Raw genomic sequence first — 17,667 nt, 5'->3', positions numbered from 1 at the left:
CGACAGCACGGTTTCACGCCGAAGGCGATTTCGCTCGGTTGATCATGAAATCGATTTCGTCTACAGTGGACGCGTTCGCCAGACCGAACGACACCTGAGCACACTGTCGTGATCGAGGAGGATCCGATGACCGGCCGATCCGAGACGCGCCGCCGTGCACGCGGGATTCCGCACACCGCGGAGCGCGCCGCGTTCCCGCTCGGCGGCATCGGCACGGGCAACGTGTCGCTCGGCGCCCGCGGCGAGCTTCGCGACTGGGAGCTCGAGAACCTGCCCGACAAGGGCCGCGTCAATCCGTACTCGTTCTTCGCGATCCACGCCGCACCCGAAGACGCGGACCCGGTCACCCGCGTGCTCGAGGCCCGGATGACCGGTCGCCGCGACTTCGACGCCGGCTACCCCTTCGAGCGGCAGGCCGGCCTTCCTCGCCTGCGATCGGCGACCATGCACGGCGAGTACCCCGTCGTCGACATCGACTTCGAAGACGACGTGCTGCCGGTCGACGTGTCGCTGCGCGCTTTCACGCCGCTCGTGCCGCTCGACCCCGACGCCTCCGGCATCCCGGCGGCCGTGCTGCGCTACCGCGTCGTGAACCCGGGCGATCGTCGTGTGCGCGTGACCGTCGTCGGCAGCGTCAGCCACACGGCCGGGCGGGGCGACGGCCCCTTCGGCATGCGCGCCCGGCAGACGGTGCAGTGGCGGGAAGAGGGCGACGTGCGGGGCCTGGATTTCGGCATCCGGCTTCCCCAAGACGACCTCGGCTTCGGCACCCTGAGTCTCACGACGACGGATGCCGCGACCACGGCCAAGCCGCAGTGGGTCACCGGGTTCTGGCCGGACGGCCCCCGCCTGTTCTGGAACGACCTGTCGTCGGACGGACTCCTCGATCCGGAGCCCCGCCTGACGCTCGAGGATCGACCGCGCGGCCTGTTCGCAGACTCTGCGCCGGACCCGTACGACGAGTCCGACGGCACCCAGCGGCGCAGCGCGGCACTGAGCGTGGAGCAGCTCTTCGAGCTGCTGCCACGCCTGCGCACCGGATCCCTCGGCATCGTGCACGAACTGGCGCCGGGCGAGACTCGCGACTTCGAGTTCGTGCTGGCATGGAGCTTTCCGAACCGTCACCGCTCGTGGCGCGGGCACATCGTGGCAGACGACCGTGCCGACGAGGGCGTCGTCCGCAACCGGTACGCGACGCTGTGGCCCGACGCCTGGGGTGCGGCATCCCATCTGCATCGTGAGCTGCCCGCTCTCGAGGCGACCACGCTGGCGTTCGTAGAGGCCCTCTACGGCGGGAGCCTGGATCCGGTCGTCGCCGAGGCGGTGGGGGCGAACATCGCCGCTGTCCGGTCGACCACCGCCTTCGTCGTCGAGACGCCGAACCCCGATCTGGGGGATGGGCCGGTCTTCGCGGCGTGGGAGGGATCGTTCGATCACGGCGGCTCGTGCGAGGGCACGTGCACCCACGTGTGGTCGTACGCGCAGACCGTGGCGTGGCTCTTCCCGTCGCTCGAGCGCAGCGCTCGCAGGGTCGAGTTCCTGCTCGAGACCGACGAGGAGGGCGCGCAGAAGTTCCGCAGCAACCGCGTCTTCGCAGGCCCCGCGTGGTTCATGGGTCCCGCCGTCGACGGGCAGCTCGGCACGTTCCTGCGGCTGCACCGCGAGTGGCGGTTCTCGGGCGACGACGACTTCCTCGGCGAGGTGTGGCCCGCTGCCGTACGCACGCTCGAGCACGCCATCCAGCGGTGGGACCGCGACGGCGACGGTCTGCTCGACGGCGAGCTGCACAACACCTACGACATCGAGTTCTTCGGCCTCGACCCGCTCGCCAACGGCATGTTCGCCGCCGCGCTGCGGGCGGGCGCGCGCATGGCGGCACACCTCGGCGAGAGCGAACGGGCGGCCGACTGGCTCGACCGGGCCGACCGCGTCGCCGCGGGCATGGACGAGCGGCTCTGGAACGGCGAGTACTACCGGCAGGTGATCGACGATGTCGACGCGCATCGGTACCAGTACGGCGACGGCGTGCTGTCAGACCAGCTGCTCGGCCAGTTCCACGCCTGGGTCAACGGCCTCGGCGACCTGCTGCCCCGCGATCGGCTGCGCAGCGCGCTCGGTGCGATCGTCGCGCACAACCACCGGTCCGACCTCACCGCGCACGAGAGCACGCAGCGGGTCTACGCCCTCAACGACGAGGGCGGGCTGCTGCTCGCCTCGTGGCCGCGCGGCGGCCGGCCCGCGATTCCGTTCGTCTACTCCGACGAGGTCTGGACGGGCGTCGAGCACCAGGTCGCGGCATCCCTCGTGTATGCAGGGCTCGTGGACGAGGCCCTCGAGGTCGAACGCACGCTGCGCGCCCGCTACAACGGAGAGACGCGCAGCCCGTGGAACGAGATCGAGTGCGGCAACCACTACGCGCGATCGCTCGCGTCGTGGGGCCTTCTGCTCGCCTTCAGCGGCGTGCAGTGGGACGCCCCCGCGCGCATGCTCTCGTTCGACCCCGTCGGCGACGGCGTCTTCCGCGGCCTGTTCACCACCGGCGACGCGTGGGGCCGCGTAGAGATCGAGGCCGGCGAGATCACGCTTCACGTCGACGGCGGCTCGCTAGGCCTCGATCGTCTGGTGCTGCGCGGTCAGCCCGTGCTGCCGACCGGCACCGAACCCCTCACCCTGGCGGCCGGCGAGAGCGTCACCGCGCGCTCCGCCACCGCCTTCGCAGCCCCCTCACCACAGGAGACCCCATGACCGGCTACCGCCTCCCCGCCGTGCGCGAGCGTCGCACGGCACCGCCGAAGACGGCTTACCTCGTCGCCTCGGGCGATCTGCGCGAGTCGGCGAACGCCGCCGGCTGGCCGACGCAGGTCGCGCTCGAAGCCGGTGTGACCGGCGTGCTGAACGAGCTCGGGTGGCAGGTCATCCGCGCCAACGACGTCGACCCCGAGACCGGGCACGGGTTCATCTCGAGCCAGCGCATGGGCCTCGAGGTGTTCAAGGGCATTCCGGCCGACGCCCCGCTCATCGTGGCCGAGGCGGTGTGGCAGTACTCGCATCACGTGCTCGCGGGCCTGCGCACCCATGAGGGGCCGATCCTGACGGTCGCGAACTTCGCCGGCGACTGGCCGGGGCTGGTGGGCCTCCTCGGCCTCAACGCGGGCATGACGAAGATGGGCAAGGACTACGCCTCGATCTGGTCGGTCGACTTCACCGACGAGTGGTTCAAGGACGGCATCAAGGAGTGGACCGAGACGGGCCGCATCACCCACGATGCGTCGCACGTGCGAGCCCTCCCCGCACTCCCCGCGACGCCCGAGGTCGAGCTCGGGCGCGCGCTCGGTGACCAGCTGCTCGCCGAGAAGGCGATCATCGGCGTGTTCGACGAGGGCTGCATGGGCATGTACAACGCGATCTTCGACGACGAGCTGCTGAATCGCACCGGCATCTACAAGGAGCGCCTGTCGCAGTCCGCGCTGTACGCGGAGATGCTGACGGTGACGGATGCCGAGGCCGACGCCGCCCGCGACTGGCTGACCGATCGCGGCATGACGTTCCGCTTCGGCACAGATGAGGCGACCGAGCTCACCGAGACGCAGGTGCGCTGGCAGATGAAGATGTACGTCGCGGCGCTCCGCATCGCCGATGACTTCGGGCTCGACGCCGTGGGCATCCAGTACCAGCAGGGTCTCAAGGATCTGGTGCCGGCATCCGATCTCGCCGAGGGAGTGCTCAACTCGACGGAGCGCCCGCCGGTGCTCTCGCGCGACGGCTCGCGGGAGCTGTTCGCGGGCCGGGCGTTCCCGCACTTCAACGAGGCCGATGAGGGCGTGGCGGTGGATGCGCTGGTCACCGATCGCGTGTGGACGGCGATGGGACTCGTGCCCGACAACACGCTGCATGACGTGCGCTGGGGTGAGGACTTCGACTGCCAGTTCGTGTGGGTCTATGAGATCTCGGGCTCGGTGCCCGCGTCGCACCTCGGCGGCTGGGACAAGGCCGAGGGCTGGCGTCAGGGTCCGGTGTTCTTCCCGGCGGGAGGGTCGACGATCAACGGCGTCTCGAAGCCGGGCGACGTCGTGATCTCGCGGGTCTTCATCGCCGACGGAGTTCTGCAGGCCGACATCTTCCGCGGCACGGTCGTCGAGCTGCCGGAGGAGGAGACGCAGCGTCGCAAGGATGCGACCAACCCCGAGTGGCCCATCGCCCATGTCGTGCTGCACGACGTCACGCGCGACCAGTTCATGGCCCGCCACAAGGCCAACCACGCGCAGCTCGTGTACGCCCCCGATGCCGAGACCGCCGATCGCGCGCTTGTGGCGAAGGCCGCCATGCTCGATCGCATGGGCATCACGGTCAACCTCGTGGGTCGCGTCAGCGGGCTGTGACCCGCCGGTAGAGAGGGAGCGGATGCCGCGCGACAGCAAAGGCCGCGAATGGACCGAGGCCGCCGCCGACGGGCGGTGGCTGCGCCCGGCGCCGACCGCCGGACCCCGTGAGCCGAGGTGGGGGCATCCCGACGGCATCCAACTCGGACTGCATCCGCTGTCGGGGCCCCGCGGTCTGCTGCGGCTGTACACCCCTTACCTCGGCCAGCCCCGCGACCGGCTGCTCAACTTCATCGCCGTCGAGCCGGTGCCCGCCGGCGCTTCGAAACGCGGCTTCTCCGAGCTGGAGCGCAGCCGTCTCGACGACGCGCCGGGGCTGCGCATCTGGTCCGCAGACGACCCGGAGGACACCCGGCCACAGGACTCGCGGCAGCCGTCTCGCGGACTCGTCGCCGTCGAGGACGGCGTCGAGACCCTCACCGTCGAGCTGCTCGTGGAGCCGTTCGCCAACGGCGCGGACGTGCGGGTGCGAGCGGCGTTCCGGGCGGACCGTCCGCACGAGATCTCGCTCGCCGCGTTCCGGCAGCCGGCGTCGGCCGAGCTCGAGGCCTGCACCCTGACCGCGACCATGGGCAACTGGGCGCGGCTGCGGACGCTGCGTCTCGCCACCGAGGAGGTCGCCGCCGCCGTGCTCTGGCCCGAGTACACCGACGTGCATTTCGCCGAGCACGCGCGCTTCGGGGTGGATCGACTTGCGCGGGACGGTGACGCGGTGACCGTCTCGGCGGTCCCCGACGAGCCCGAGCCCCGTCTGGCCGAGCACGCTCCGGGCACGAAGGAGCACTGGCGCTACGTCGGCGTGCCGGCCGTGCAGACGTGGCGTGCGGACGACCCCGACCCGGCCCTCGTCGCGCAGGTCAACGGCCGCTACACCTACTGGATGAGCGAGGCACCCATTCCCGGTGGCATCGCGTTCGAGAACTTCGAGATCGTGGAGCCGTTCCGGCAGGGACGGGTGCTGACGTACTCGGCCGAGCCTCTGGCACAGGGGCGCGGAGTCAAGGCCGACTGATCCGCGGCGAGGGCGGAGCCGGATGCCGGCCCCGCCCCCGCGACGAGCGAGCGTCGGACCTCAGGTGCGCCGCGTGCGCTGCGTCGGTCGTGTCGCCAGCAGTGCGCCGAGGGCGATCAGCACGACCGAGCCGATGGGGAGCAGCGGCGAGATCGCGCCGCCGCCGGTGGCGGGGAGCGGACGCGAGCCGGCGGTGTTGGTGAGTGTGAGCTCGGCGACCTGTGGGTCGCGCGAGGCCGACATGGGCAGGAGCGTGCGCCCGTTCGCCTCGGGTGTCAGCGTCTCGCCGTCGACGGTCCACACGGGAGTGCCCCAATCGACGCCCGGGATCGGGGGGAGCTCGCCTTCGTCGACCTCGAGGATCGTCCCTACCGGGAAGTACGGCGAGTACACCGTCACGTTCGGCTCGAGCTCGACGCGCGGCTGGGCGTCGCCGTCCCACCACCAGTCCAGCGGGAAGGTGGTGCCCGCGGGAAGTGCGGACGCGCCATCGCCCTCGACGACCTTCGTGACCGCCCAGCGCGTCAGGGCGACCACCGAGTTGGTGACCTCCAGCACGGGCGTCTCGCCCAGGCCGATCTCGACGAAGCTCGACGGGCTCCAGGTGGTCTCGCTCCATTCGTACCCCGGCGGGAGCGCGGCGGCATCGGGCTGCTCTTCGATCAGGTTCACCACCGTGCCGACCTGGAACTCGATGGGGTTGCCCGCCTGGTCGACCGGACCGGCGGGCGTGCCGTCCGCGGGAAGCACGAAGCGGCCGGCCGTCGGCATCTGCCCCGGCGCGTGCGCCACGTAGTCGACGGTGAACGAGTCGACGAGCAGCTGGTCGGGGTCGATGCCGGCGAGGTCCTTCTGCACGAGGAACGTGCCGCTGAGAAGCGATGCGTCGTTGGTGAGGGTCGAGTGCACGACGGCCTCGCCGCCGTCGCCGATGACGAGCTCGGCAGGATCGAACGACGCGCCCTCCCAGCTGACGTGGCGCAGCGCCGGAGCGGCCTGCTCCGAGAACGTCACGACCGTCCCGTACGGAAAGGTGAGCGCCGAACCCGCGTCGTCGACGGGGCTGACCGCCGTGCCGTCGCCGGGGAGCCGCACGACGCCCTGCTCCGCCTCGCCGGTGGGCAGCGTCGCCGTCCATGCCACCGAGAACTCGAGGTCATCGACCGGCACATCGCCGGGAAGGTTGACGAACTCCTTCGACAGCGTGAACGTGCCTTCGCGCAGGGCGTTGGTCACCGTGATCGCGATGTCCCCGGTCTCGGGGAGCGGGATGTCGACGATCGCGGTCTCGAGCGGTCCGGCGCCCTCGAAGTTCGCCGGCCGGTACTGCGTCGTCACGCCGTCGACGGTCACGTCGATGACCGGGATCTCCCAGTCGGAGGGGTCCACGGGGGTGCCGTCGACCGTCGGCACGAGTTCGGCGAGTTCGAGCGTGTCGGCGTCGCTCTCGACGTCGTCGATCAGCTGCGGCTCCCCGACGGGCAGGTCGAGCGTGGTCCGCGTGTCCGGCGGGTCGGTGTTGTAGCTCACGGCGTACGCGTACGCCGGATCGGCGGCGTCACCGGTGGCCGCCTTCACGATCGTGATCGTGCGCTCGTCGGCGCTGGGAGTCACGGTGTTGGTCAGCTCCACGGCGACCGTGCTCGTGTCCTCGATGACGAAGGTGCGGCCCGGGTCCCAGCCGATGCCGCTCCACTCGTATCCGTCGGGCGGATCGATGCCGTCGAGGTCTTCGGTGAGGACGATCCGCGTCCCCACGGGGAACTGCTGCCCGACGTCGACGGGGGTGCCGTCGAACGGCACCTCGAGCGTGCCGGCATCGATCTGCTCGCCGCCGGACCACGCGGTCCATTGCACGGGGACGGTGGTCTGGGAAGGCGGATCGGGTTCGCCGCCCGAGAGGTCGTCGATCAGCTTCACGACGCTGAAGGTGCCGGTCAGCGGGGTGGCCGTGTTCGTCACGACCACGTCGGCGGTGCCCGTGCCGATGGTGAGCGGGTTCGGGGTGATGGTCGCATCGCCCCACTCCCACCCCGGCACGCTCTCGGGCGCGACCTCTTCGAACGTCACGACGGTCCCGATCGGGAACTGCTCGCCGACGGCCACGGAGGATCCATCGGCGGGCACCTCGAGGGTCCCCACCGAGACGCCGCCGTCGGGGTCGACGGCCCGGTAGTTGACCGTGAAGGTGGCGCCCTCGGGAAGATCGGCGTCGTCGATGCCCGACAGCTCCTTGCGGACCGCGAACGTGCCGCTGTCGGCGGCGCAGGAGATCTCGCCCGAGAACAGGAACGAGTGCACCTCACCGCCCTGCAGGATCACGTTCCGGCCGACGACCTGGCCGTCGAGCGGTGCCGCGTTCACGGTGACGGAAGCCTCCGGTGCGTAGATGGAGCCGTCGATGCGCGCCTCTGCCGCCGTCACGGTGACGTCGCCGGTGAGCTGCGACAGGTCCCACACGATGAACGGCGAGAAATCGCCCTGCGGGTCGGTCCGGGCGCCGACCACGTCGGTGGTGCCGGCGGGAACGCGGATCACCAGCGGATTCGAGACGCCCGGTGTCGGGCCGGGGGAGAACTGGATGAGGGCCGTGCCGGCGAGGTCGGTGTAGTCGACGATATTCGGCTGGTCGGGGCTCAGCGGTGCGAGCACGACACGGCTCCCGGCATCCTCGGCGACCTCGACCGGATAGCCGACGCCTGCGATGGGGTCCGCGATGTCGTCGAAACAGCTGCTCGCCTCCTCCCACGATGCGTCGCGGTTGGCCTCGACGTAGTCGGCCACGGCGGTCGCGGAGGTGTTCGCGGTGAAGATGCTGTTGTCGCCGGCGGCGCCGCTCGGGGGCGCGGCATGGTCCGGATACCGCTGGTGGGTCGCGTCGATGAGCGGCGTCTGGTCCACGTTTGCGGGGTTCTGGTTCAGGCGCAGCCAGTCGGCGCGTGCGAAGGCCTGCCACCCGCCGTCGCGGTCCACCATCTTGAGGTCGCCCCACAGGGCGGGGTCGCTCGTGCCGGCGCTGGTGATCGCCAGGATGCCGGTGCTCGCGGTGCTGTACTCGCCGACGAGGAAGCGCGTCGGGTCGCCGTCGACCGTCGGGAGGTCGTAGTCGCCGGTGCCGGCGGAGACGTGGATGATCGTGTACTGGCTCGCGTCGGGCGCGACGGTGGCCGTGCCGCCCACGGCGATGCTGCCCTCGGTCTCCTGGTTCTGCAGGAGCGCATCCTCGCGGGCGTACACCGTGAAGCCGCCGGCGATGGCGAACGGGTTGACCGAGTCCGGATAGGCAGCCGCGGCCGGCTGTGGATCGATCGCCCCCGCGACGACCGTTCCCGTCGCGGCGAGCAGGGCCGCTGTGATCCCGGCAATCCAGCGCCGCACGCGCGGCCGCTCCGTACGTACCATCACGTTTCTTCCCCCCGGTCGGCCGTTTCAGTACATCACACGGCGGGAAACGGAGCAGAAAACGCTTCGTGTCGCGTGGAATTCAGGCGCAAGATGGGGGCATGGCGACTCTCGACGACGTCCGCGCCATCGCGCTCGGGTTCCCGGAGGTGGTCGAGCGCGTCGACGGGCACCGCGGCGGGGCATCCTGGCGCACTCCTGCCGGTGCGTTCGTCTGGCAGCGCGGCCCGAGTCGCCGCGACCTCGAGCAGCTGGCGGCGCTCGGGCGGGACTGGCCGCCCGGCGACGTCGTCGGCGTGCGGACCGACGGGCAGCAGGTGAAGCAGGCGCTGCTCGAGAGCTACCCCGACGCGTTCTTCACGATCCCGCATTTCGACGGGTACCCGGCCGTCCTCGTGCGCCTCGACGGCATCGACCTGCCACAGCTGCGGGAGGCCATCACCGACGCCTGGCTGCTGAAGGTCCCCAAGCGTGTCGCGAACGAGTGGCTCGCCCAGCATCCGCCGGCGTCGCCCGCCCCCTGATCGCGGCAGCGCGTCCGCGTCCTCGGTGGTGGCTGCAACAGGTCAACCGGCCTTGTACAGGCCGTTCCGCCGCGCGATCTCCTGTGGAAGCGCGGTTGACCTGTTCAAGCGGACGTCAGAGCGCGCCGGCGTCGTGCACCGTCTCACCGGCGACGACGGTGCGCACGACGCGGGCCGTGAGCAGCGACTCCGGCCCCGCCGTGAACGGGTCGACGTCGACGATCGCGAAGTCGGCCGCCAGGCCCGCCTCGAGCCGCCCACGCGTCGCACCGTCGCCGACCGAGGCGGCGGCATCGCTCGTCGCATGGGTGAGCGCCTGCTCGAGGGGCAGTGCGTACTGCGGATGCCGTGGGGCGAACGACCCGTCGAGCGCCGACTTGCGGGTGGCTGCGATGTACATGTTGGGCAGCGCCTCGTGTGGCGCGGTCGGCGCGTCGGTCGAGAACGCAAGCAGCGCGCCCGCCGCGACGTACTCGGGCCACGCGAAGGCGCGGTCGACCCGGTCGTCGCCGAGCATCGCGGCCCAGTTCTCGAAGATCGCCGGGTCGGCGTGCACGGGCTGCATCGATGCGGTCACGCCGAGTCGCGCCATCCGCTCGGCCGTGCCGGGGGCGGCGTATTCGAGGTGCTCGATGCGGTGCCGGCGAGGCCTAGGGCCGTTGACCTCCGCCGCATGCTCGAGCGCGTCGAGGGCGATGTCGCTGGCGAGGTCGCCGATCGCGTGCAGCGCCACCTGCAGTCCCGCGGCGTCGGCTGCAGCGACGACGGGTCTCATGTCGGCGAGCGGCCAGATGGGCTCGGCGTTCGAGCCGTTGGAATACGGATGCCGCATCGCGGCGGTGCACGCATCGATGACGCCGTCGACCACGAGCTTGACGCCGACCACCCGCAGCCACGGCGATCGCACCGTCTCGGCGAGCTCGGCCGCCCGGGCGACCTGCGCCAGGTTCGCGGCCTCGTCGCCGGTGTTCTCGACGAACCAGTGCGCGGCGACCCGGAGCGGCAGGCGCCCGCCGCGCCGCTCTGCGGCGCGCTGGAACGCGGCGAGTCCGAGCTCGTCGAACGCCATGTCGACCGCCCCGGTCACGCCGGTCGCCGCGTAGGCGGCGAGCGTGCGCTCGACCGCGGCGTCGCGGTCGTCGTCGTCGGTCTGCTCGGCGAGGAAGGCCCACGCGTGCGCCTGCGCCGCCGTCTCGTAGAGCATGCCGTCGGGCGCGCCGTCGGCATCCCGTCCGATGCGGCCGCCGAGCGGATCGGGAGTGTCGTGGGTGATGCCCAGCTCCGCGAGGGCCGCCGAGTTGACCCAGCACGAGTGATAGTCGTTGGCATCGAGGTACACCGGCACGTCGCCGACGGCCGCATCGATCATGGCCGCGGTCGGGACGCCGCCGGGAACCGAGTCGAACAGCCAGCCGCGACCGAGCACGCGCGCCGCGTCGGGCCGGGCCTCGCGCGCCGCGCGCAGACGCTCCTGGATCTCGCTCAGCGTGCGGGCATCGGTGAGCCCGACACGGCCGAGCGCCTCGCCCATCATGACGAGGTGCGTGTGCGCGTCGGTGAAGCCGGGCAGCAGCAGGCGGTCGCCAAGATCGACGGTCGCGGCATCCGGTCCCGCCGCAGCGGTCGCGCGCGCGGCGTCGCCGGCGAACACGACGGTGTCGCCGTCGACGACGAGGGCGTCGGCCCAGGGCTGCGCGCCGGCGGTGAAGATGTGCCCTCCGGTGTAGACGGTCGCGGTCATGCGGGAACCTCCCTGTGCCCGGAACCGCGTCGCGGTCCGCTAAACGAATACCGTTCGTTATTATGCCTCATGGAGGACGGATGCCGAGACCCAGAGTGAACCTGCTGTCGGTGGAGCTGATCGCCGACGCCGCCATCGAGCTCGCCGACTCCGGCGAGCCGTTCGGGGTGAACGCCCTCGCGCGCCGGCTGGGCGTCACGCCGTCGTCGCTCTACAACCACGTGGACGGCAAGGACGCCATCATCGAGCTCATGCGCGGTCGCCTCTCGCGGCGCTATCTGCCGGCGGTCGCCACCGGGGAGTGGGATGCCGTGGTCATCGGCACCGTGCGGGCGCTGCGGCGCCTGTACGCCGAGCATCCGCTCATCGTGCCGCTCATCGTCGGCAAGACCATCACCGACCCCGACGTGATCGCCGGCTACGACCGGCTCGCGACGGCGCTCGTCGAGGCGGGGGTCGCCGACGACGAGGTGCTCGCGATCGTCGCCATCGTGGACGCCTACGCGATCGGGTTCGGCATGGACCTCGCCTCGCCCGACGAGATCTGGCGGCCGGATGTGCCCACCGTGACCCTCGGCCGGCTGATCGCCGGCGCGGCCGCGGGCTCTGAGCGCAGCGACGCCGCCTTCGAGATCGGCCTCGACATGCTCGTCGCCTCCCTCCGCATGCGGATCGCAGGCCCCCGGGCGCGGTGACGCCCGCTCAGGCCGCCGCCTCCACGCCGCGGTGCGCCCGGAACAGCTTCCAGTCCGCGCGCGACAGATCGGCGTAGGCGTAAGCCCATTCGAGGATCGCCTCGCCCGCGACCCGGCCTCCCCCGGCATACCCCGCCACGGCGGCGGAGGCAGGGGACTGGCCGTGCGCGCGGGCCAACGTCGCCGCACAGGCGTCGGCGTACCAGAGGAACCCCTTGTCGTCGAGCGCGTCCATGTCGAACCCGCCCTTCTTGTCGCGGAACTGGCGGACGTAGAAGTCGCGCTGGGCACCGTACGTCGTGCGGCCGACGTAACCGAGGAACGGGTCCGACACGGCCTGGAGGATGCGCTGCATCCCGACCACACGCCCGCCCTCGCCGTACTGGTCGATGAACCGTGAGACGGCTTCCGGCTGCTCGGCCTTCCCGTGCTCGATCAGCACGCTCCTGCCCGCCTCCTTGCCTTGCAGCAGCAGGACGCCGTCGTCGCCGTCCTGCATGGCGATCACGAAGCATCGTGTGCCGACACTGCCTACGCCGACCACGCGCAGGGCGATGTCCGACAGCCGGTATTTCTGCAGCAGCGCCCGGATGTCGATGTTCGCCGACTGCACGTACTGGTCGAAGACGCGCAGCACGCGCTCTTCTGACTCGGCGTCGATGTGGGTCATCGTCGGCGGCGCCTCGACGAAGACGATCCGCCCCTCGTCATCGAGCTGCGTCATCTTCTTCGCCGCACGTGCACCGGTGCGCTTCTCTGCCTCCTTGATCGCCGAGTCGATGGCGGCACGCGTCTCGTCGTCGACGGCCCGCTCGGCTGCCAGGGCGTCGAAGCGGTCGTAGTAGCGCTTGAGCGGGCTGCGCTTGGCGCCCGAGCCGATCGAGCGCGCGTAGACCCGCACCGCGTCGAGCGACGCCTCCCGGATCACCGAGTCGGCGCGGCCGGTCGACTGCCCGGCGATGACGATGCTCGCGACCAGTCGTTTGACGTCCCACTCCCACGGCGCCCACGCGGACTCGTCGAAGTCGTTGAGATCGAAGACGAGCGTCCGCTGCGGTGACGCGTACAGCCCGAAGTTCGACACGTGCGCATCGCCGCACGATCCGACGGTCACCCCGCTGCTGGGCGAGCGGGCGAGGTCGGCGGCCATGAGGGCGGCGGTTCCCCGGTAGAACGCGAAGGCGCTCGCCGCCATGCGCTCGGTGCGCAGGGGAACCAGCTCGGGGACCCGGTCGGCGTCCTGCGCGTCCAGGATGCCCATCGGATCGCGGTCGTTCGTGGGCAGCTCGGCGAGCGCCTCGCGAGGATTCTGCTGGCGCGCGGCGCGACCCTCCGCGACGTGGTCGGCATAGGACGGGAGAGGAGCCCAGGTGCGCCCGATCGGCGACTCGGTGGTCGTTGACATGCGCCCAGTGTGGCACTGCGGTCCGCTGCTCGTAAGGGCGGTACCCTGACCGCGTGACCCGCCCCGCGCCCGCGCCCCCGCCGCCCGTTCTCTCACCGGGCCTGCGCGTTCTCATCGTGCTGGCGACGACCGTCGTTGTGCTCGCGGGCGTGTACTTCGCCCGAAGCCTCATCGGGCCTCTCGCGCTCGCCGTGGTACTCGTCGTCATCTGCGAGCCCGTCCGCCGGCCCCTCGAGCGCCGCGGCTGGCCGCGCTGGACGGGCACCACCGCCGTCATCCTCGTCGCCTACCTCGTGCTCGTGGTGATGGGACTGCTGCTGTGGGTCGCCGGTGTCCAGTTCGCCCGGCTCGTGGCTGATTATGTGGACCAGCTGCGCGGCAGCCTCGACGGCTTCGTGGCATGGCTGCAGTCCGTCGGCCTCGACGCAGAGGCGACGGATGCCGCGGCATCCGTCCTCGATCCCTCCGCGATCGTCCGGCTCGTCTCCAGCGTCGGCGGCACGGTGATCGGCGTCGCGACGGCCCTCTTCTTCGTCGTGTCGTACATCATCTTCATGGCAGCGGACGCGGCACGGTATCGAGACGCGGAGCGCGTGTTCGGCGCCGGCCGCCGGCCCGTGCTCGCCCGGATCCGCCGACTGAACACCGGCGTCCGTCGCTATTACGTCGTGAACGCGTCGTTCGGCGCGGTCGTCGCGATCATCGACGGCCTGGCGCTGTGGGCGCTCGGCGTGCCGGCGCCGATCGTGTGGGCCGTGCTCGCCTTCGTCACGAACTTCGTGCCGAACATCGGCTTCGTGCTCGGCCTCATCCCGCCCGCCGTGCTGGGCTTCGTGGTCGGTGGATGGCCGATGCTGCTGGCGGTGATCGCGATCTACTGCGTCGTCAACGTCGTGCTGCAGGTGCTGGTGCAGCCGAAGTTCGTCAGCGACGCGGTCGACCTCAGCCTGACGCTGAGCTTCTTCTCGGTCATCTTCTGGACGTTCGTGATCGGGCCGCTCGGCGCGATCCTGTCCATCCCGCTCACGCTCTTCGTCCGGGCGCTCGTGCTGGAGGGCGATCCGGGGTCGCTGTGGCTGCGATGGCTCTCCGGCGACCGCACCGCTACGCCCGCCTCGGCGGCGCGCGATCCGCTCACGCCCTCGTGATCCGCCGCCCGACACCGCCCGCATCCCACCCCTCACGGAGGCAGTCATGACCCAGACCTCGCTCGATCTGCCTTCGCCCGACGGGCAGCCGTCGGATCCGCCGCAGACGCGTCGCGGACCCCGCGTGTTCGACCGGTTCAGCGAGCGCTCGCTCGAGTCCCTCGCCCTCGGCGTGGGCGCGGTCTCGTTCGTCGTCGTGGCGCTCGTGGCGATGATCGCCTTCGGCTTCCAGGCGGCGCCGATCTCGGGCCCGGGCTCGGTGGGCCAGTTCGCGGCGATCGCGTCCGGCGTCGTGGCATTCCTCGCGGTGGTCGGGGGTCGGATCCTCGCCCACCGGCAGGGCGTGCATCGGCGCCTGAAGCCACTCGACTACGTCGACGTCGCGGCACTGGCCTTCGCCCATGCCGTGATCGCGCTCCTCGGCTGGACGCTGCTGGCCGTGATCCTCGAAGACGCGTTCATCGGCGCCGAGGTGTTCCCCCTGGCCGTGCTCATCCTCTCCGGTGCGACCTCGGCGATGACGGCCTACCTCGCGTTCTACTCCGCGACCCACATGGATCTGCAGCTGCTCGCGGTCGTGCTCGCGGTGTTCCTCGTCTTCGGCGTGCTGGCCAGCATGCTCACCGCCAGCGACCCGAACTGGTGGAAGGACAACCTCAGCGCTCTCGGCATGTCGTCGAACGTGTCGGCGTTCGCCTTCAACATCACGATCATCGTCGCGGGCTTCCTCGTGACCACGCTCGCGCGATACTCGACGCGCGGCATCCCCACCCCCAACCCCAAGGGCATCGGCCGCGTGCGCGTCACGCTCATCGTGGTCGGCGTGTTCCTCGGCATGGTCGGCCTCTTCCCCGTGGACCGGTTCTTCGCGCTCCACACCAGCGTCGCGTCGGGCATGGTGGTCGCGTTCGGCGTGTTGGTCATCGCGCTGCCGCGGTGGATCCCGTCGATGCCGAAGGCGTTCGTCGCCCTCGGCTGGCTGTTCCTCGCGGTCACCCTGCTGCTCGCGGTGTTCTTCTTCATCGGCTACTACACGCTGACGGCGGTCGAGCTGGTCGCCGGCATCCTGGTCTTCACCTGGATCGTGCTGTTCATCCGCAACGCGGCCGCCCTGGCGCAGGACGCGCGCCACGAGCCGTCAGCCGGCTGAGCGGGCCCGGCTCCAGGGGAGCGCCGCCTCCGGCCGCTCGCCTGCGAGGTCGGCGGGGGTGATGAGCATCTCGCGCGCCCAGGTGACGACGAGCCAGGCCGGCAGCACGATGATGCACAGCATCGGCAGTACCGTGATGTCGCCGACCATCGCGACGGCCACGAAGAGCGCCACCCACCCGTCGCGGGCGATCGCCAGCACGAGGCCGAGCACTCCGCAGGCGACCGCGAGCGACAGCGGCAGGCCAGGGAGCAGCGCACCCCCCAGCATCCCGGCTGCGACCCCGAGGAACACCGCCGGGAAGATGCGTCCCCCGCGGAAGCCCGCTGATGCGGCGACCACGAGCGCGGCCATCTTCACGAGCAGGATCACCGCCAGCTGTCCGGGAGCATACGCCTCCGAGTCGGCGAGGAGCTCCTCGCTCTGCTCGAGCCCCTTGAACAGCGTGATCGGCCCGCCGACCATGCCGAGCAGCCCGAGCACCACGCCGCCGAGGGCGATATAGATCAACGGATGCCGCAGCGCGTGGAACGCGCGATGCACGAGCGGGAAGAGGTAGATGCCGACGAGCCCGAAGGCCGCTGCCGCGCAGGCGACGATCGCACCGAGGAGCAGGTCGAAGGCCTGCGGCGTCCCGTAGGGCGCAAGCGGCGTCGTCGCGCCGAAACCCCCGCCGAGGAGGAACGTCGTCACCGATCCGGCTCCCGCCGCGACGAGCGGGAGGAACAGCTTGTCCCAGAGCGACCCGCCCATCTTGAACTCGCCGACCATGCCGGTGAAGACGAGCGCGGCGGCGACGGGGGTGCCGAACAGCGCGCCGATCGTCGCCGAGATCGCCAGTGCGCCGATGAGCTGGGGTGGCACCGCCTTCGTGATGCGCGCGACGAGCGCGATCGAGAGGGAGACGTTGACGGCGATGATCGGATTCTCGGGGCCGAGGCTCACCCCGCCGGCGAGGCTGAGGAGCACGACGACGAAGAGGCCGGGCAGCACCCATAGCGGCAGCGGTGCGGCCGCGAGCTCGGTGGTCGCCGAGTCGGGACCGGCGTGACCGGGAACGAGCCACACCACGAGTCCGACCGCGATGCCGGTCGCCGTGAGAACCGTGAAGATCCACCACGGCGAGTCGGAGGGGATGCCGAGCGCCTTCGGCGTGCTCGTCCACAGCACGCCGTCGAGCTGGCCGGCGATGAGATCGAGCAGCCGGAGCGTGAGTGCCGACAGCACGCCGATGAGGATCGCGGGGATCGACAGCAGCACCAGGCGGCGAACAGTGAGCTGCGGACCAGGTGAGGTGGCCGGTGCGGGCGAGGCGGCGATGGGGCCGGGCATGGGCACACGATATCGGTCGCAGCGCGGGTGCGTGGCCGGCGCTCGGCGTGATCTCGCGCAGCGGCGGGCGCGCCGGTGTGCCCAGAGGTGACATCCGGTGCACAATTCGCATGTGGAGGAGAACGCCTGGCACAAGCGCACAGAGGTGCCGCTCATGATCGCCTCGTTCGCGTATCTCGTCGCGTACTCGTGGCGCGTCATCGCCGACCTGCACGGTCCGGGCAGGGTGATCGCATCGACGGTGATCCTCGTGACCTGGGCCATGTTCATCGCGGACTACATCGTGCGCCTGTCGCTCGCCACCAACAGGAGGTGGTGGTTCCGCCATCATCTGTCGGCGCTGACGTTCGCGCTGATCCCCGTCCTGCGCCTCGTCCGGCTGCTGCGCTTCATGACCCGGCTGCCCGGGATGAAGACGACCGCGGGCGGGGTGCTGCGCACGCAGATCCTCGTCTACGGCGCCGGCGCCTCCCTCATCCTGATCTACATCGCCTCGCTCGCGGTGCTCGAAGCAGAGCGTCACGCTCCCGACGCGAACATCACGAGCTTCGGCATCGCGCTGTGGTGGTCGTGCGTGACCGTCACGACGACGGGCTACGGCGACTATGTGCCCATGACGGTCGCCGGCCGCTGGGTCGCCGTGGGGCTCATGCTCGGCGGTGTGGCGCTGGCCGGCGTGATCACCGCGACCCTGGCCTCCTGGGTGCTCGAGCGCGCGTCGCGCCAACACGACGACCAGGAGCCTGCGACGCGTGCCCAGGTGCGGGCGCTGATGGAGAAGATCGACGCGCTGACGGCGCAGAGCGCCAGCGGTGGCGCGGGCGGCGGTGCGGGCGGCGGCGGTGGCGCCGGCGGTGTGGGTGGCGTGGGCGGTGCCGG

General features: G+C 71.0%; 12 protein-coding genes. 8 read left to right on the top strand and 4 right to left on the bottom strand.

Features of this window, described 5'->3' with window-relative positions:
- Window positions 1–126 precede the first annotated feature (126 nt).
- Genes VIP82_RS21435 through VIP82_RS21425 form a run of 3 tightly spaced genes read left to right on the top strand, consistent with a single transcriptional unit; the run spans window position 127 to window position 5,391 of the window.
- Window positions 127–2,745, top strand: coding sequence for a GH116 family glycosyl-hydrolase (locus VIP82_RS21435; RefSeq protein WP_331912388.1), 2,619 nt, complete (start codon window positions 127–129; stop codon window positions 2,743–2,745).
- Window positions 2,742–4,379 (top strand): fucose isomerase, encoded by a 1,638-nt coding sequence (locus VIP82_RS21430; protein ID WP_331912386.1) that lies wholly within the window; start codon window positions 2,742–2,744, stop codon window positions 4,377–4,379. The genes VIP82_RS21435 and VIP82_RS21430 overlap by 4 nt, the downstream gene beginning before the upstream one ends.
- Before the next feature lie 22 nt (window positions 4,380–4,401).
- On the top strand, window positions 4,402–5,391 hold the full coding sequence (locus VIP82_RS21425; protein ID WP_331912384.1) for a hypothetical protein: 990 nt from the start codon (window positions 4,402–4,404) through the stop codon (window positions 5,389–5,391).
- Window positions 5,392–5,451: 60 nt separating this feature from the next.
- On the opposite strand, the gene VIP82_RS21420 is transcribed toward VIP82_RS21425, so the two are convergent.
- Complete coding sequence (locus VIP82_RS21420; RefSeq protein ID WP_331912382.1) at window positions 5,452–8,769, bottom strand: DUF5979 domain-containing protein; 3,318 nt, start codon at window positions 8,767–8,769, stop codon at window positions 5,452–5,454.
- 125 nt (window positions 8,770–8,894) lie between these two features.
- Between VIP82_RS21420 and VIP82_RS21415 the strand changes: the two genes are divergently transcribed.
- A complete protein-coding gene (locus tag VIP82_RS21415) occupies window positions 8,895–9,317 on the top strand; it encodes an MmcQ/YjbR family DNA-binding protein (RefSeq protein ID WP_331912380.1) in 423 nt (140 codons plus the stop codon).
- Between the two features lie 115 nt (window positions 9,318–9,432).
- On the opposite strand, the gene VIP82_RS21410 is transcribed toward VIP82_RS21415, so the two are convergent.
- Complete coding sequence (locus VIP82_RS21410) at window positions 9,433–11,058, bottom strand: amidohydrolase (protein WP_331912378.1); 1,626 nt, start codon at window positions 11,056–11,058, stop codon at window positions 9,433–9,435.
- Window positions 11,059–11,138: 80 nt separating this feature from the next.
- Between VIP82_RS21410 and VIP82_RS21405 the strand changes: the two genes are divergently transcribed.
- A complete protein-coding gene (locus tag VIP82_RS21405) occupies window positions 11,139–11,753 on the top strand; it encodes a TetR/AcrR family transcriptional regulator (RefSeq protein ID WP_331912376.1) in 615 nt (204 codons plus the stop codon).
- Between the two features lie 7 nt (window positions 11,754–11,760).
- Here the strand turns inward: VIP82_RS21405 and VIP82_RS21400 are convergent, their stop codons facing one another.
- Entirely contained in the window at window positions 11,761–13,158 is a 1,398-nt protein-coding gene (locus VIP82_RS21400; protein ID WP_331912374.1) for a DUF2252 domain-containing protein, read from the bottom strand.
- Between the two features lie 53 nt (window positions 13,159–13,211).
- On the opposite strand from VIP82_RS21400, the gene VIP82_RS21395 reads away from it, so the two are divergent.
- The gene (locus VIP82_RS21395) at window positions 13,212–14,306 is read left to right on the top strand and encodes an AI-2E family transporter (protein WP_331912372.1); all 1,095 of its coding nucleotides are present in this window, start codon (window positions 13,212–13,214) and stop codon (window positions 14,304–14,306) included.
- A gap of 46 nt (window positions 14,307–14,352) precedes the next feature.
- The gene (locus VIP82_RS21390) at window positions 14,353–15,456 is read left to right on the top strand and encodes a DUF998 domain-containing protein (RefSeq protein WP_331912370.1); all 1,104 of its coding nucleotides are present in this window, start codon (window positions 14,353–14,355) and stop codon (window positions 15,454–15,456) included.
- Here the strand turns inward: VIP82_RS21390 and VIP82_RS21385 are convergent.
- The gene (locus VIP82_RS21385; protein ID WP_331912368.1) at window positions 15,445–16,788 is read right to left on the bottom strand and encodes an ion channel protein; all 1,344 of its coding nucleotides are present in this window, start codon (window positions 16,786–16,788) and stop codon (window positions 15,445–15,447) included. The two genes, VIP82_RS21390 and VIP82_RS21385, sit on opposite strands and share 12 nt — an antisense overlap.
- 97 nt (window positions 16,789–16,885) lie before the next feature.
- Here VIP82_RS21385 and VIP82_RS21380 point away from each other — a divergent pair.
- Window positions 16,886–17,667: potassium channel family protein (locus VIP82_RS21380; protein ID WP_331912366.1), on the top strand; the 782-nt coding region annotated here is incomplete at its 3' end.

Origin of the sequence: Microbacterium sp. (assembly GCF_036566905.1) — a bacterium.
GTDB lineage: Bacteria > Actinomycetota > Actinomycetes > Actinomycetales > Microbacteriaceae > Microbacterium.
Note: the sequence above shows the minus strand (reverse complement) of the source record. Positions and strands in the feature narration are given on the sequence as shown.